The sequence below is a fragment of the Anaerovibrio sp. JC8 genome, from assembly GCF_002100115.1.
In the GTDB taxonomy this organism is placed as follows: domain Bacteria; phylum Bacillota; class Negativicutes; order Selenomonadales; family Selenomonadaceae; genus Anaerovibrio.
Genome location: NZ_ANBM01000002.1, coordinates 287,674 through 302,923 on the forward strand (window position 1 = coordinate 287,674; position 15,250 = coordinate 302,923).

Consider the following 15,250-nt stretch of genomic DNA (forward strand, 5'->3'; position numbering starts at 1 on the left):
ATTCTCCTCCAACTTAAACTTTCTTTTGTATGTTCTTATGGTACTTGCTTCCCTTTGAAGGGGAAAAGCTGCCAATAAAATCATATCTGAATTTTTTTATGGTCTGCTCCCGCAGCTCCGGCGTTAATTTATCCGGAGAAACAGACTTATAAAGCATGGTAAGCAAAGTGACCTCCATGCAGTCTGTATTATTGGCATTTATCTTTGATGCCAACAGCTTCATCAGGATAATCCGCTGTTCATTGACCTCATCGGCAGTGCAGGGTATATCCTTCACAATATCACAAAATCTGGCCCAGGGTACATCCACCAGATATTTTCTGATGCTGTCCAGCCTTTCTTCATTGGCCAGCCGCCTGCAACCGTCACAAAGCTGCTCCTCAGGAGGACACAGGGTCTGACATCTGCTGCAGGGATGCCAATTGGACTGCCTGCGGTATTTTTTCAGCTTGGCATCGTTAATCTTAACCTTCAGAAGCAGCCTTCGCAGATCATCATCCTTAACCTCGGCAAGATCGTTGGATATTTCATCCAGCTCATCATCAGTGATATTTATCTTTCTGATTTCCCTGCCCAGATTAACTTCATTTTCATTTTCTTCAAAATCAATTTTTTCGGGCTTAATATTGGTAAAAATCAAATCCTCTACCAGATATTCACCCATAAAGCTGTTGATTTTATCCTTCAGCTCATCCTTCATGTAGGAAAGCTGGGTAGCCCAAATGGGATGGGAGGTATAAAGAAACAGCTTTTTAAATTCCAGCTTTACGGGGGACACATTTTCGGAAATATGCTGCCCCACGATCCGCGGCCAGTAATACATCAACATATGAGAGGAAAATTCCCTGCCAATGCTCATGGATTTTACAATCTGTGGAAGTATTATATTCAGCTTCTCCAGCTTGCCTTTTTTTATTATGTTTTTTTTATCCACTTTGCCCTTGCCTGGAGCTGACATGGTATCACTTCCTGTCACTTGCCTCTACGGTTCCAGCTGACACCTGATAAAAAACGCAGCTGTTATCCTCCGGGAAGTAAGCCTTATCAGTGGCAGTAATAATGGTCTGTATATTTTCCTTTTTGATGAATTCCAGCAGCTGCTGACGCCTGTTCATATCCAGCTCACTCATGACATCGTCCAGGAGCAGAATTGGATATTCTCCCTTTTCCGAACGGATAAATTCCAGCTCTGAAAGCTTCATGGACAACACGCCGGTGCGCTGCTGCCCCTGGGAGCCAAAGGCCTTCAAATCTATGCCGTTAACATATATCTGAATATCATCACGATGGGGTCCAATGCTGGTGGAGCCGCGATAAATATCATCTCTTGTTACATCACGTAACGTCTTATTATACCACAAAATTATATTTTCATCTATCTTATCCACAAGGCCTGTGTAGCCCTTGATGGAATAGGACAAGGACAGATTTTCCTCGTTGGTGGAAATCCGACGCTGCATAAGATTTGCCAGCATATTTAATTTTCTTACGGTTTCCAGCCGCTTGCCGATTATTTTTATGCCGCTTTCCACCAGCTGGCTGTCCCACATTTCCAGCATGGAGGCCTGGGCCTTGCCCTCCCTTATGCTTTTCAGGAGGGTATTTCGCTGCTGCAGTAAATGGTTATATTTTATTAGCTCACCATAATAGGCAGGGCTGGCCTGGGAAATTTCCACGTCCAAAAATCTCCGCCGCTCTGCTGGAGCTCCCTTTATAAGGGTAAGATCCTCAGGTGAAAACAGCACCACATTTATGATTCCTATAAGCTCCTTGGCCTTGATTTTGCTGCCGTTATGGATAATCTGGCGCCTTTTTTCCCGCTGAAATATAAATTCCAGCCTGTTGTCCACGCCCATCCTCTGAAAATCAATGGTAACACTGCTTCCCGGCTGATTCCACATAATAAGGTCGTTGTCGCTGCCGGTCCTGAAGGAGCTTCCCATGGAGGCATAGCAAACAGACTCAAGGATATTGGTCTTTCCTTGAGCGTTTCTGCCAATAAATATGTTGGTTCCATGGGATAAATCAAGGGATAAATCCTTATAATTCCTGTATCCCACCAGCTTCAGGTGCTTCAGCTTCATGGCCTGTTATTCTCCCTTGAATACTACCTGCCAGGAGCCCATTTCCTTAATCTCCACAACATCACCATCATGAAGCTTTTTACGGCGGGCAGTTTCCACGGTGCCGTTGACCAAAATCATCTCATCCTCAATCATGAGCTTCACCTGGCCGCCGGATTCCAATACACCGGCCCATTTCAAAAACTGGTCCAGCTGTATGGTTTCAGTATTAACCTCTATTTTTTCAATATTAGCCATTTTTATTCCTCCAAATCAGTTTCCTGGAGTACGGACAGGAGTGATGATGTAGGTGAAGGAATCATCATCCAGCATACGGATAGCAGCCGGACTCAGTGAATTATTAAGACTTATATAAAATTCCTTGGTGTTTACGATCTTCAGTACATCGGAAATATAGTCGGCATTAAAGGAAATAATGATGTCCTCGCCGTCAATTTCAGCAGTAAGGGATTCATCAGCATTACCGATTTCTGGGTTGTCAGAGGTAATGCGTACCATACCGCAGGAAAATTCCATGGTAGCCACATTGTAGTCGTTGGTACGGGAAATAAGGGCAATTCTGTCCACAACTGAGCGGAATTCCTCGGTGTTCAGCTTGATTCTGGTACCAAAATCAACCGGCACTACGCGATGATAATCCGGGAACTGGCCATCAATAAGACGGGAAGAAATATAGGTATCGTCAAATTCAAAGCTGATCTGGTTGGAGTTGTAGTTGATATTTACCAGACGAGGCATATCGGAAACCAGCAGCTTCTGGATTTCATTCAAAATCTTGGAAGGAATAATCATCTTGCTCTGACCCTCAATACCCTCCAAAACCTTTGTCTGAATAGCCAGTCTCTTGGTATCAGTGGAAACCATGACTACAGAGGAGTCGTTCAGCTCCAGCAGACAGCCGGTAAATACTGGTCTTGCCTCCTCATTGGAGCAGGAGAAGGTGGTTCTGCCAATGAGCTCATGGAGAACATTGTCCATGATTTTGAAGCTATGGGTAGCCTCCAGCTTTTTAATAATAGGGAAGTCCTCGGCAGACATGCTGAGAAGAGTGAAATGAGAACGGTTGGATCTGATATGGGAGGTTTTCTCCTGACGGTCATATTCAAATTCCACAGTAGTACCAGGAAGCTTTCTGATTACCTCCTGAATGTATTTGCCGGATAAAACGATATTGCCGGGCTCTGTTACTTCAGCCTCTATTTTACAGATAATGCCAATTTCATAATCTGTAGCCTGAAGCTCCAAGGTGTTGTTCTCTGCCTTTATGTATATTCCTGAAATAATTGGATTCTGTGGCTTTGAGGATACTGCCTTTGATACTGTCTGAATTGCCTGGGATAAATCAGTTCTCTGACATGTAAATTTCATGTTATGCACCCCTTAAGTATTTATTATGGTTATATTATTTAAAAATTAGTAGCCGTAGTAGTAGGGCCTGTGGAAAAGTGGATAAGTACATGGAGCCTTTGAAGAGAAAGAAAGCTCTCATGTTTATAAAAAGTTGATAAAAGAGGGAAGGTTATCCACTTAAATCACAGAATAATCCTTCCCCGAAGTTTATCTACATTTCTTCTACAGGGAATATACATAGTTATTCACAAAAAGTGTGGGATAACTGTACAGAGCCTTTAATATCATTATAAACGCTCAATACGCTTGGTAAGCTCCTGCAGAGTGTTATTAAGTTTTGAGTCACTGCCCTTGTCTTCAGTTATCTTGTTACAGGCGTGAAGTACAGTGGTGTGGTCTCTGCCACCAAAGAAATCACCTATCTGAGGAAGTGAATTATTGGTGAGCTCGCGGCAAAGATACATGGCAATCTGTCTTGGATAAGCCAGGGCCTTGGTACGCTTGCTGCTGTTAAGGTCATCTATCTTCAGGTTGAAGTGGTTGGCCACAACCTCCTGGATAACATCCATGGTAATTTCCTTGCTGTGATTGTCCGGATATACGTCCTTCAGGGTGTCAGCCACCAGATCGGTGGTGATCTTTTCACCGATAAGCTCGGAATATGCCACAACACGGGTAAGGGCACCCTCCAGCTCTCGGATGTTGTTGTCGATGCGGCTGGCAATGTAAACCAGGGCTTCATTTGGAATGTCTATCTTTTCAGCCTCGGTTTTCTTTTTCAGAATCGCAATACGGGTTTCCAGCTCCGGTGGCTGAATGTCGGTGAGCATGCCGCCGGCAAAGCGGGAGCTGAGACGTTTTTCCAGATCCTGTATTTCATGTGGTGGTCTATCGGAGGAAAGTACAATCTGCTTATTGGCCTGATGAAGGGCGTTAAAGGTATGGAAGAATTCCTCCTGGGTCTGTATCTTTTTGGAAAGGAACTGAATATCGTCTACCATGAGCAGGTCGATATTTCTGTATTTCTGTCTGAAGGCCTCTGTGGTTTTGTCACCGATGGCATTAATCAGCTCATTGGTGAATTTCTCAGAGGTAATATAGAGAACCCGCTTGTTTGGGTCGTTTTTCAGTACTTCATGGCCGATGGCGTGCATGAGATGGGTTTTTCCAAGACCTACGCCGCCATACATGAACAACGGGTTGTAGTTTTTGCCGGGATCCTTGGCAACGGCCTGGGCTGCAGCATAGGCAATACGGTTGAAGCTGCCGGCTACCAGGGTGTCAAAAACATATTTTGGGTTTAATGAAGAAACATCTCCAGGAGCAATCTGGCTCGGAGTATCATAGGAGGAGGCAGAAACTGGCTGGCCTTCATTTTCAGTAAACAAAGACTCCACCGGCTCTTCCTTTTCCGGCTGATTTTCCTCTACCACTACAATTTCATAGGAAATATCACTCATATTCAGGGCATTCTTGCAGGCATCCTGAATGATGGTCTTGTATCTTTCATCAATGAATTGCTTGGTAACCTCATGGGGAGTGCTGATGGTTAAAACATTATTTTCAAGGCTCACAGGCTTAAGCATTGAGAACCAGTTCTCAATTACTGCCGGAGCCAAATTATTTTTTAATTCAGCAATTATTTTATCCCAAATTTCTTTAAGCTGTTCTTGGTTCATACTGTTATTCTCCTAGAAAAAATGTATCAACAGACAAATAAATTTATCCACATTTGTTAATAAGTATGTGGATAAATCAAGGGTTTCAGACGATTTTTGGTTGTTTTTTTATGTTTTTCTTCTATATAATATATCCCCGAAAAAATATCCGGAATCTGTTGATAAGTATATGTGAAATACCTTCATAATAATAACAGAATATCATGTAGTTATCAACAAAAAATGGTGCATATCTCATCTCAATATGTGATTTATCCACAAAAATATTGACTTATACCCAGCCTGCCTAGTAAAAATTCTTGACACTGCAATAACCCCTGGTCTATAATCTTGTTAGTTAAAATCCAAGGACTATGTGTAATTGCGGTTTGACCGAGTATTTTGCTCGTAATAATATAAGGAGGTGCCAGCATTGAAGCAGACTTATCAGCCTAACAATCATTGGAAGAAGAAGACTCATGGTTTCCGTGAGCGTATGAAGACTAAGGGTGGCCGTCAGGTTTTAGCAAGAAGACGCGCTAGAGGCAGAAAGAAGATTTCAGCTTAATAACAGGGTCACTTCGGTGGCCTATTTTTCTCTATAGAACCAGTTATGACCCATAATTGTACGGGACATGTATCTGGTTCTATGTTCTATTTGCTGAAATGAGGATTTTGCCATGTACAAGTTACCTAAAAGTCGTATCCTGCGTCGTAGGAACGATTTTCAAAAGGTCCACCGTTTTGGGAAATCCTATGCAAACAGGTACTTAGTATTGTATGTCTTTACAGCAAGCGGGCTGGAGGACAAGGTTGGCTTTGCTGCCGGAAAAAAACTTGGCAATGCAGTAGCGCGTAATAGAGTCAAGCGTCTTATGCGGGAGTGTTACCGGTTGCACCAGGGGGAAATAAAGGATAATCTTTGTCTCCTGTTGGTTGGCAGAAAACCAGCTGTGGAAGTTAAATACCATGTTATCGAAAAGGCTTTTCTCAACTTGGGAAGAAAGGCCGAAATTTTTGGGAGATGAGTATAATTGGTGAAGAAATTCATGTTATACATGATAGGATTTTACCGTTCCTATATTTCACCACTTAAGCCGCCTTCCTGTCGCTTTGTTCCTACCTGTTCGGAATATGCGATGATTGCTATTGAAAAATACGGACCCGTGAAGGGTGGATATCTGGCAATAAGGAGAATTCTTCGTTGTCATCCATTTCATAAAGGTGGATATGATCCGGTTCCGTAATATAGGATTTTATTTTTTTGAGAGAAATTAGGGTGTGTTAAATTGGATTTTTTAGCATCGGCATTTGAGCCTGTTGTAGATCTTTTCCGCCTGATTATGGATGGATTTTACAGCATTACTGTTGCGGCCGGCTTTCCTAACTATGGCGTTGCCATCATTCTCATGACTATCTGCGTGAAGCTTTGCCTTTATCCTTTAAATGCAAAGCAGATAAAGTCCATGAAGGCTATGCAGGAAATTCAGCCTAAATTAAAGAAAATCCAGAAGGATTATAAGAATAACCCACAGCTGATGCAGCAGAAGATGGGTGAGCTTTATCAGGAGTCCGGGGTAAATCCTCTGGCAGGCTGTCTGCCACTTCTGGTACAGATGCCTATTCTCATGGGTGTTTATTATTCTCTGTATGGACTGGAGTATTCCGGTGATCCAACCTTCCTGTGGTTGTCCAGCCTGTCTGATCCTGATTCAACCTACATTTTGCCTCTTTTGTCTGCGTTGACCACTTATCTGGCTCAGCGTCAGTCCATGGCAATGAATGGTCAGGAAAATCAGCAGATGAAGATGATGATGTACATCATGCCAATCTTCATTGGTTATATCTCCATCAATTTCCCAGCAGGTCTGGTTCTGTACTGGGTAGTAATGAATGTATGCCAGATGGCTCAGCAGTGGTATATGTTCAGAAAAGAAGACCAGAAGGAGGCTGCCTGATAAATGTCTTTAGAAGTTGAGAAGACTGGCAAAACAGTCTATGACGCCAAGCAGGCTGCTTTGGCGGAGTTGGGTGTAGACCCTTCTTTGGTAGATTTTGTAGAAGTGGTAGAGCCTACCAAGGGCTTCCTTGGTTTACTGGGTGGCAAGCCCGCACGGGTAAAGGCCATTGTGCGTGAGCTTTCACCTATTGAAAAGGCAGAAAAGTTCCTTAATGAAATCTTTGCGGCTATGAAGCTGGATATTGAGATTGAAAAGAGCGAATCTGAGGATGGTACTGTTTTCAATCTTATCGGTGATAATCTTGGTATTCTCATTGGTAAGCATGGACAGACCCTTGATTCTCTGCAGTATCTGTCCAATTTGGCTGCAAACCGCGGCATTAGTGATAATAAGGTTCGCGTTATTATCGATATTGAGAACTACAGAAGCCGTCGGGAGGATACCCTGCGTCGCCTGGCCATGCGCCTGGCAGACAAGGTCAGAAGAACCGGGGAACGCATTGTTCTGGAGCCTATGAACCGTCATGAAAGAAAGATTATTCACATGGCTTTGCAGGATAATTACCGTGTTTCTACCTACAGCTCTGGCGATGAGCCTTACCGCAAGGTTGTAATTGAACTGAAGCGTGGCGGCCGTCGTGATTATCATGAGCGCAAGGACAGAGAAAGCTAATTTTTTCTGTAAATATGATTTGGAGGCTGTCTCACATTTGGGGCAGCCTTTATTATATATGTTGAAATATGAATTTGGAGGATTTATGCAGGAGAAAACTACGATGGAGGATACCATCAGTGCCATTGCCACAGCACCGGGCGAGGGTGGTATTGGTATTATCAGAATAAGCGGTCAGCATGCCGTTTCCATTGCCCATAAGATTTTTAGGCCTTTTTCTGCAAAATCCATGGAGGAGTACGCCCCAAGGTCAGCTGTCTACGGACAGGTTCTGGATGAGCAGGGCAGAATAATTGATGAGGCTATCTGCATTGTCATGAATGCTCCAAATTCATATACCTGCGAGGACGTGGTGGAAATTCAGTGCCACGGCGGCAGTGTGGTAATGCGGGAAATATTGTCCCTTACATATCGTCATGGTGCACGGGCTGCAGAGCCGGGAGAATTTACCAAGCGGGCCTTTTTAAATGGCCGTCTTGATTTGAGCCAGGCCCAGGCTGTAATGGATGTTATCAATGCCAAGACCCAGGCTTCACTGGCCATGGCCATGAGCCATCTGTCCGGTGGCTTTTCCGATAAAATCAAGGGCTTCAGACATGATATTTTGGAAATCATTGCCCATTTGGAGGCCTCCATTGATTTTCCGGAGGATGATATTGAGGGCATGGATTTTGAGGATACCCGTGAAAGGGTTAAGCTGCTTCAGGATAAAATCCAAAAAATGGTGGATGGTTCCCATACTGGAATCATCCTGCGGGATGGCTTAAAGACCGCCATTATCGGCAAGCCAAATGCGGGTAAATCCAGTATTATGAACCTTCTTTTGGGTCAGGAGCGGGCCATTGTTACTGACGTGCCGGGAACTACCCGCGACAGCATCGAGGAATACGTGAATATTGGCGGTATTCCCCTCAGGCTCATTGATACGGCGGGAATCCGTGATACTGATGATATAGTGGAAAAAATCGGTGTGGAAAAGGCCTATTCCTATGCCAATGATGCCGAGCTGGTACTGGCGGTGTTTGACAGCAATGAGCCGCTGAATCATGAGGATGAGGAAATAATACAGCTGCTGGATAAGTGTCCGGGAAATGTGATTGTTATCATGAACAAAATGGACTTATCAGCTGATGTAAATGATGATATTATTAGTGGGAAGCTAAAGAATTGTCCCAATGCCAGAATCAGGGGAATTGTTCCCATGTCCGCCAAGAGCGGTGAAGGCCAGGAGCTGCTGGAGCAGCTGCTCAGTGATATAGTCTATGGGGGCAATACCAAAATCATGGAAAGCCAGGCCCTATGTGATGCCCGGCAGGGTGAAATTCTCAGACAGGCGGCCTCCTTGTTGGGGGATACCCTCAATACCATTGATATGGGCATGAGTGAGGATTTTATTGTTATTGATTTGAGAGCCTCATGGGAAAAGCTGGGGGAGATTACCGGCGAAACTATTGAGGATGATATTGTGGACCAGATATTCAGTAATTTCTGCATAGGAAAGTAGAAGCGGATGAGTTCATATATTTGGAGGAATCAACGTGAGCGACAAGCTATTTATAGCTGGAGAATATGATGTAATAGTAATTGGTGCCGGCCATGCGGGGGTAGAGGCGGCTTTGGCTTCGGCCCGTATTGGCTGCAATACCCTGCTGGCTACCCTCAGTATGGATAATATTGCCCTTATGCCATGCAATCCGTCAGTTGGTGGCCCGGCAAAGGGTCATTTGGTACGGGAGCTGGACGCCTTAGGGGGTCAGATGGGCATCAATGCTGATGAAACCTGCATTCAGTTCCGTATGCTCAATACCGGCAAGGGTCCTGCAGTACACGCCATTCGGGCCCAGGCTGATAAAAAGCATTATCAGTTCCGCATGAAGGAAGTATGCGAAAATACAGAAAATCTTGATGTAAAGCAGCTTATGATTGACCAGCTGATTATTGAGGATAATCAGATCAAGGGTATTATTACGGAAAATATGGAGCAGTATAACTGCAAGGCGGCTATTTTGGCTACTGGCACCTATTTGAAGGGGCAGATCATTATTGGTCTCCATACCTATTCCGGCGGTCCAAGCGGTCAGCGTTCTGCGGAAAAGCTGTCCCAATCATTGCTGGATGCGGGAATAAAGCTCATGCGGTTTAAGACGGGAACCCCGGCCAGAGTGGATGCCCGCACCCTTGATTATGACAAGATGGAGATTCAGCCGGGCAATGAAGAGGCCCGCAATTTCTCCTTTATGAGTGATATTACCACCCGTCAGCAGACTCCATGCTGGCTGACATATACCAATGCTCAGACCCATAAAATTATTATGGATAATATTGATCGGGCTCCTATGGCCAACGGCATTATTAAGGGTATTGGACCACGCTATTGTCCTTCCATTGAAACCAAGCTCATAAGATTCCCGGACAAGGAGCGGCACCAGCTGTTCCTGGAGCCGGAGGGGCTTCATACCAACGAGGTTTATGTTCAGGGTATGTCCACCAGTCTGCCAATGGATGTGCAGATTGATTTTCTCCATACCATTCCGGGGCTGGAGCATGCCAAGGTTATGCGAGCAGGCTATGCCATTGAGTATGATTGCCTTGATCCAATGCAGCTGAAGCCTACCCTGGAGCTGAAAAAAATTTCGGGACTATTTTCCGCCGGCCAGGCCAACGGCACCTCCGGCTATGAGGAGGCAGCAGCCCAGGGTATTATTGCGGGCATAAATGCTGCTCTGAAGGTTCAGGGGAAGGAGCCGCTGATTTTAAAGCGGTCTGATGCCTATATTGGCGTATTGATTGATGATCTTGTAACCAAGGGCACCAGTGAGCCATATAGAATTATGACCTCCCGTGCGGAATATCGGCTGATTCTCCGTCAGGACAATGCAGACCAGCGTCTGACTCCATTGGGCCGCAAGGTTGGTCTGGTAAAGGATGACCGTTGGGAAAGATTCAACAAAAAAATGGCGGTTATCAATGATACAGTGAAGCTGCTGCAGGACCGCAAGCTGAATCCAAATCAGGAGACGCTGAAGCTTCTGGCTGACAATAATATTGAGGAAATCCGCAATACCATAAGTCTGTACGACTTGATGAAGCGGCCGGATATAAGCTATGACAAGCTGAAGGAAATCTTTGATCTGCCGGAGATAAATGAGGAAGCCAAGCAGCAGGTGGAGATTTCCATTACCTACGAAGGCTACATCAAGAAGCAGCTGGAGCAGGTGGAGAAGATGAAAAAGCTTGAGGAAAAGCTGATTCCGGAGGCTATTGATTACAATAATGTGGCTAATTTGCGGGATGAGGCCCGGGAGAAGCTGGCGGATATACGGCCAATTTCCATTGGGCAGGCGGCCCGAATTTCCGGGGTATCCCCGGCGGATATTTCAGTGCTGATGATATATCTGGAACAGCAAAAGCGGTTAGAGGAGACAAAAAATGAGCTTTAAGGAATACTTAAAGGATGCAGCAGATAAATATGGTATTTCCTTGACGGATACTCAGGTGGAGCAGTTTGATAAATATTTTCAGCTCCTTATTGAATGGAATGAGAAAATAAATCTGACAGCCATTACTGAGCCCAAGGAAGTGGCCATTAAGCACATGATAGATTCACTGACCTGCTGGGATGATGCCCGTTTCAATAAGGATATCAGTGTTATTGATGTGGGAACAGGAGCTGGCTTTCCCGGTATTCCACTGAAGATATACAGGCCGGAAATTAAGCTGACCCTGCTGGATTCCTTAAATAAGCGGATTAATTTTTTGCAGACCGTGGTGGATGAGCTGGGATTGCAGAATGTCCAGTGCATTCACGCCAGGGCAGAGGAAGGGGCCAGAAACAGGCAGCTGCGGGAGCAGTTTGATCTGGCAGTGTCCAGGGCGGTGGCCCGTCTGCAGGTGCTGGCGGAATATTGCCTGCCTTTCGTAAAGAAAAATGGTACCTTTGCGGCCTTAAAGGGCATGAAATTTGCCGAGGAGGCAGAGGCGGCGAAGAAGGCCCTGTCCGTATTGGGCGGGGGAGAGGCAGAATGTGTAGAGGTCAAGCTGCCTTATCTGGATGATAAGCGGGCTGTAATTTACATCAAAAAGGAAAAGAACACTCCTAAGGTCTATCCACGGAAGGCTGGTACTCCGGATAAAAATCCTATTGAATAGAAAGGATTTTTGAATTATTTATAGAAGTGTTACATGATAGGTAATATTCCATTGTGCAGTTACACAGACAGGATGTGATTATGGTGAAAAAAAGTATTGTATCGCTTTTGACTGTTTTATCTATATTATTCAGCTTTAGCCTGGCCAGTGCCAACAATGATGACGCTGGCACCGCTGTACAGCAGCCACCTGGAAGCAGCAGCAAGTCCTCCGAGGAGGAAATCAAGGATTCATCAGTGAGCCGGTTTATTAAGTTCGCTGAGGATGATTCCTATGTTTACTATCTGGACAAGAAGGATTCAGGCTGGGTAAGACGCCCATATACCATGGATAAGTACGTTCTTGAGGCCTGGGTAAAGATGGTTCCTTATGAGTATGGGAATTATGAAATGTACAGTCCTGAGGCCGATGATTCCAGATATTTCCTGGAGCATTATCTGGTGGATCCACAGAACAAAAAGATTCAGTTTTTGTGTGAAATCGAGGTTGAGGGTGGCAGGCCACAGAACAACATCAAGCAGAGAAAATATGAACACAACCACTGGGAGAGCCTGATACCGGAAAGTGTTGAGGATACTGTATATCATGCAGTTGTGGCCAAATACGGCAAGACCAATGAAGACAATACCTGGAAGACCATTGATGAAATTATTGACGGTCTGTTCACCGTACGGGTATTGAAGGAAATCGTCAAGATGGGCAAGATTTAATCCAAATTATAGAATTATTCACAGAAAAATTGGATTATCCACAAAAAAAGCGAACACATTTGTGAATATGTTAATAACCTTGTGGATAACAGTAGAAAAAAGGAAAAACGATAAATGAAAAATCCTGTAGAACGCTGATATTACAGTGTTCTACAGGATTTTTAGATTTAAGGTTAATTTGTGATTAACTTGTGAATAAGTGAAGAAAAACTATTTAAAGCTTAGTTTAACTGTTTGGCCAGGCGGGTAAATTCCTCGCTCATTTTCTTCTTGTTGGTAATGGCATCGTGAAGGTCAATGGCCACAACCTTGCCCTGATTAAAGCCGAATACCACGTCGGACTGGCCGGCGATCAGTGCCAGGGTTGCCCGCTCACCCAGCTGGCTGGCCTTTACCCTGTCCTGAACGGATGGGGAACCGCCGCGCTGAATATGGCCAAGGACGGATACGCGTACATCCATGTTGGTCTTTTCTTCAATATATTTGCCAATATCCAGGGAGCTGCCTACACCCTCGGCTACCACAATGAGGGAATAACGGCGGCCCTGCTCGTAGGATTTTAAAATGCCGTTGCAGATATCATCCAGATTATACTCTTCCTCCGGCACCAGAATAAATTCTGCACCGCCGGCAATACCGGCCAGCATGGCCAGCCAGCCGCAGTGACGGCCCATTACCTCAACAACGGCAATGCGGTTATGAGAGGAAGCGGTATCACGGAGCTTGTTGATGGCATCAATAATTGTATTGGCAGCTGTATCGGAGCCGATGGTATAATCGGTGCCCCATACGTCATTATCAATGGTACCAGGCAAACCAACGATAGGCACACCGGTTTCCAGGCTCAGCTGGGTTGCACCTCGGAGGCTGCCGTCCCCACCGATGATAACCAGACCCTCGATACCACGCTTTTTCATATTTTCATAGGCCTGTCTGCGGCCCTCTTCAGTCATAAAGCGCTTGCAACGGGCTGTACCAAGAATGGTGCCGCCACGCTGAATAATATCACTGACACTGCGGGAGGTCATTTCCTCCATTTCTTCATCCAGCAGACCACGATAACCATTGTAGATACCCCAAACCTTGACTCCTTCAAACAGAGCAGTGCGTACTACAGCACGGAGTGCCGCATTCATTCCAGGGCTGTCGCCACCGCTGGTTAAAACACCAATGCTTTTTAACATATAGTTACCCCTCTCTATTTTTCAACGCATCCGACTAAATTCAGCCATGTTATTTCTTCTAACGAAGAAAAATTTGAACAATGGCGTTATAAAGTCATGGCTGAATAAGTCTTATTTAATTGACAAAAAAACGGCCTAATGTTACAGTAATTTCGTAGTTGTAATGGCGAGCAAAGTCGTCTTGTGACTATTATAACGCAGTTGTCAGAATTTTTCCATTATAAGAAAGATTCTTCTGTGTTGTATTTTATTAATTTAATAAAGGAGTAAAAAGATGCAAGAATTAGAATTGAAGTATGGTTGTAATCCTAATCAGAAGCCTGCCCGGGTATTTGTGAAGAATGGGGATATTCCTTTTACAGTATTAAACGGCAAGCCTGGTTACATTAACTTGCTGGATGCCATGAACAGCTGGCAGCTGGTTCAGGAGCTGAAAAAGGCTACCGGACTTCCAGCGGCTGCCTCCTTTAAGCATGTCAGCCCGGCCGGTGCAGCTGTAGCGGCTCCATTGCCGGAAATTCTTCAGAAGGTTTACTTCGTAGAGGGCATTGAGCTTTCACCTATTGCCACTGCCTACATCAGAGCCAGAGGTGCAGACCGTATGTCCTCCTATGGTGATTTTGTGGCACTGTCCGATGAGTGTGATGCCCAGACTGCATCCTTCCTGGCCAGAGAGGTTTCTGACGGTATTATTGCACCATCCTATTCTGCAGAGGCTTTGGAAATCTTGAAGACCAAGCGGAAGGGAACCTATCTTGTACTTCAGATGGATACCAGCTTCAAGCCGGCTGCACTGGAGCAGAAGGAAGTATTCGGCATTACCTTTGAACAGCAGCGCAATGATGTGGAGATTACCGAGGACTGCCTGAAGGAAGTTGTTACCAAGTCCAAGAGCTTCACTGACGCTGCCAAGCGTGATCTTCTTATTGCATTGATTACTCTTAAATACACCCAGTCCAATTCCGTATGCTATGCCAAGGATGGCCAGGCTATCGGTATTGGCGCCGGCCAGCAGTCCCGTGTACACTGCACCCGTTTGGCAGGCAACAAGGCTGATGTATGGCATCTTCGCCAGCATCCAAAGGTTTTGGCCCTGCCATTTAAGGATGAGGTTCGCCGTCCAGACCGTGATAATGCTATTGATGTTTATATCGGCGAGGAATGGGAAGACCTGCTGGAAACCGACGACTGGAAGCGGGTATTCACTGAAAAGCCGGCTCCTCTTACCCGTGAGGAAAAGAAGGAGTACTTGAAGACCATCAGTGGTGTAGCCCTTGGATCTGATGCCTTCTTCCCATTTGGCGACAATGTGGAGCGGGCAAAGAAGAGTGGTGTAGAGTTCATTGCCCAGGCCGGTGGCTCCATCCGTGACGATAATGTTATTGAAACTGCAGACAAGTATGGCATGACTATGGCATTTACCCATATTCGCCTGTTCCATCATTAATTCTATATTGCACTAAAAATACCCTGCCCATTTTA

Annotated in this window: 16 protein-coding genes; 10 read left to right on the forward strand and 6 right to left on the reverse strand. The window is 45.1% G+C overall.

The features are described 5' to 3' along the window. Positions 1-13 precede the first annotated feature (13 nt). The 5 genes from D081_RS02965 to dnaA all read right to left on the reverse strand — a co-directional run bounded on the left by D081_RS02965 (position 14) and on the right by dnaA (position 5,113). A complete protein-coding gene (locus D081_RS02965; RefSeq protein ID WP_085022638.1) occupies positions 14-958 on the reverse strand; it encodes a DUF721 domain-containing protein in 945 nt (314 codons plus the stop codon). A 4-nt stretch (positions 959-962) separates the two neighbouring features. After that, entirely contained in the window at positions 963-2,084 is a 1,122-nt protein-coding gene (gene recF / locus D081_RS02970; RefSeq protein ID WP_085022639.1) for a DNA replication/repair protein RecF, read from the reverse strand. A gap of 6 nt (positions 2,085-2,090) precedes the next feature. Then, positions 2,091-2,312, reverse strand: coding sequence for an RNA-binding S4 domain-containing protein (locus D081_RS02975; RefSeq protein ID WP_085022665.1), 222 nt, complete (start codon positions 2,310-2,312; stop codon positions 2,091-2,093). A gap of 24 nt (positions 2,313-2,336) precedes the next feature. Then, complete coding sequence (dnaN, locus tag D081_RS02980; protein ID WP_085022640.1) at positions 2,337-3,452, reverse strand: DNA polymerase III subunit beta; 1,116 nt, start codon at positions 3,450-3,452, stop codon at positions 2,337-2,339. 269 nt (positions 3,453-3,721) lie between these two features. Next, positions 3,722-5,113 carry a chromosomal replication initiator protein DnaA gene (gene dnaA / locus D081_RS02985; protein WP_085022641.1) on the reverse strand — a complete coding sequence of 464 codons (1,392 nt, stop codon included), beginning with the start codon at positions 5,111-5,113 and terminating at the stop codon, positions 3,722-3,724. A gap of 412 nt (positions 5,114-5,525) precedes the next feature. Between dnaA and rpmH the strand changes: the two genes are divergently transcribed. The 9 genes from rpmH to D081_RS03030 all read left to right on the forward strand — a co-directional run bounded on the left by rpmH (position 5,526) and on the right by D081_RS03030 (position 12,584). Continuing rightward, entirely contained in the window at positions 5,526-5,660 is a 135-nt protein-coding gene (rpmH, locus tag D081_RS02990; RefSeq protein ID WP_027396727.1) for a 50S ribosomal protein L34, read from the forward strand. Between the two features lie 112 nt (positions 5,661-5,772). After that, positions 5,773-6,120, forward strand: coding sequence for a ribonuclease P protein component (rnpA, locus tag D081_RS02995; RefSeq protein ID WP_085022642.1), 348 nt, complete (start codon positions 5,773-5,775; stop codon positions 6,118-6,120). A 21-nt stretch (positions 6,121-6,141) separates the two neighbouring features. Then, entirely contained in the window at positions 6,142-6,339 is a 198-nt protein-coding gene (gene yidD / locus D081_RS03000; RefSeq protein ID WP_369823985.1) for a membrane protein insertion efficiency factor YidD, read from the forward strand. A 42-nt stretch (positions 6,340-6,381) separates the two neighbouring features. Next, entirely contained in the window at positions 6,382-7,050 is a 669-nt protein-coding gene (locus tag D081_RS03005) for a YidC/Oxa1 family membrane protein insertase (RefSeq protein WP_233127399.1), read from the forward strand. A 3-nt stretch (positions 7,051-7,053) separates the two neighbouring features. After that, on the forward strand, positions 7,054-7,725 hold the full coding sequence (gene jag / locus D081_RS03010) for an RNA-binding cell elongation regulator Jag/EloR (RefSeq protein ID WP_085022643.1): 672 nt from the start codon (positions 7,054-7,056) through the stop codon (positions 7,723-7,725). An 85-nt stretch (positions 7,726-7,810) separates the two neighbouring features. After that, positions 7,811-9,229, forward strand: a complete 1,419-nt coding sequence (gene mnmE, locus D081_RS03015) for a tRNA uridine-5-carboxymethylaminomethyl(34) synthesis GTPase MnmE (RefSeq protein ID WP_233127400.1) — start codon at positions 7,811-7,813, stop codon at positions 9,227-9,229. Between the two features lie 34 nt (positions 9,230-9,263). Beyond that, positions 9,264-11,165 (forward strand): tRNA uridine-5-carboxymethylaminomethyl(34) synthesis enzyme MnmG, encoded by a 1,902-nt coding sequence (gene mnmG, locus D081_RS03020; RefSeq protein ID WP_085022645.1) that lies wholly within the window; start codon positions 9,264-9,266, stop codon positions 11,163-11,165. Further along, positions 11,155-11,874 carry a 16S rRNA (guanine(527)-N(7))-methyltransferase RsmG gene (gene rsmG, locus D081_RS03025; protein ID WP_085022646.1) on the forward strand — a complete coding sequence of 240 codons (720 nt, stop codon included), beginning with the start codon at positions 11,155-11,157 and terminating at the stop codon, positions 11,872-11,874. Before mnmG ends, rsmG begins: the two co-directional genes overlap by 11 nt. An 80-nt stretch (positions 11,875-11,954) precedes the next feature. Continuing rightward, positions 11,955-12,584 carry a hypothetical protein gene (locus D081_RS03030; protein WP_085022647.1) on the forward strand — a complete coding sequence of 210 codons (630 nt, stop codon included), beginning with the start codon at positions 11,955-11,957 and terminating at the stop codon, positions 12,582-12,584. A gap of 221 nt (positions 12,585-12,805) precedes the next feature. On the opposite strand, the gene pfkA is transcribed toward D081_RS03030, so the two are convergent. Further along, complete coding sequence (gene pfkA, locus D081_RS03035; protein WP_085022648.1) at positions 12,806-13,768, reverse strand: 6-phosphofructokinase; 963 nt, start codon at positions 13,766-13,768, stop codon at positions 12,806-12,808. Between the two features lie 274 nt (positions 13,769-14,042). Between pfkA and D081_RS03040 the strand changes: the two genes are divergently transcribed. Further along, entirely contained in the window at positions 14,043-15,215 is a 1,173-nt protein-coding gene (locus tag D081_RS03040; protein WP_085022649.1) for a phosphoribosylaminoimidazolecarboxamide formyltransferase, read from the forward strand. Positions 15,216-15,250 lie beyond the last annotated feature (35 nt).

Coding starts and splice junctions, on each gene's coding strand:
- D081_RS02965 (WP_085022638.1), bottom strand. CDS start 958: ATGTCAGCTCCAGGCAAGGGCAAAGTGGATAAAAAAAACATAATAAAA.
- recF (WP_085022639.1), bottom strand. CDS start 2,084: ATGAAGCTGAAGCACCTGAAGCTGGTGGGATACAGGAATTATAAGGAT.
- dnaN (WP_085022640.1), bottom strand. CDS start 3,452: ATGAAATTTACATGTCAGAGAACTGATTTATCCCAGGCAATTCAGACA.
- dnaA (WP_085022641.1), bottom strand. CDS start 5,113: ATGAACCAAGAACAGCTTAAAGAAATTTGGGATAAAATAATTGCTGAA.
- rnpA (WP_085022642.1), top strand. CDS start 5,773: ATGTACAAGTTACCTAAAAGTCGTATCCTGCGTCGTAGGAACGATTTT.
- yidD (WP_369823985.1), top strand. CDS start 6,142: ATGTTATACATGATAGGATTTTACCGTTCCTATATTTCACCACTTAAG.
- jag (WP_085022643.1), top strand. CDS start 7,054: ATGTCTTTAGAAGTTGAGAAGACTGGCAAAACAGTCTATGACGCCAAG.
- mnmE (WP_233127400.1), top strand. CDS start 7,811: ATGCAGGAGAAAACTACGATGGAGGATACCATCAGTGCCATTGCCACA.
- rsmG (WP_085022646.1), top strand. CDS start 11,155: ATGAGCTTTAAGGAATACTTAAAGGATGCAGCAGATAAATATGGTATT.
- D081_RS03030 (WP_085022647.1), top strand. CDS start 11,955: ATGGTGAAAAAAAGTATTGTATCGCTTTTGACTGTTTTATCTATATTA.
- pfkA (WP_085022648.1), bottom strand. CDS start 13,768: ATGTTAAAAAGCATTGGTGTTTTAACCAGCGGTGGCGACAGCCCTGGA.
- D081_RS03040 (WP_085022649.1), top strand. CDS start 14,043: ATGCAAGAATTAGAATTGAAGTATGGTTGTAATCCTAATCAGAAGCCT.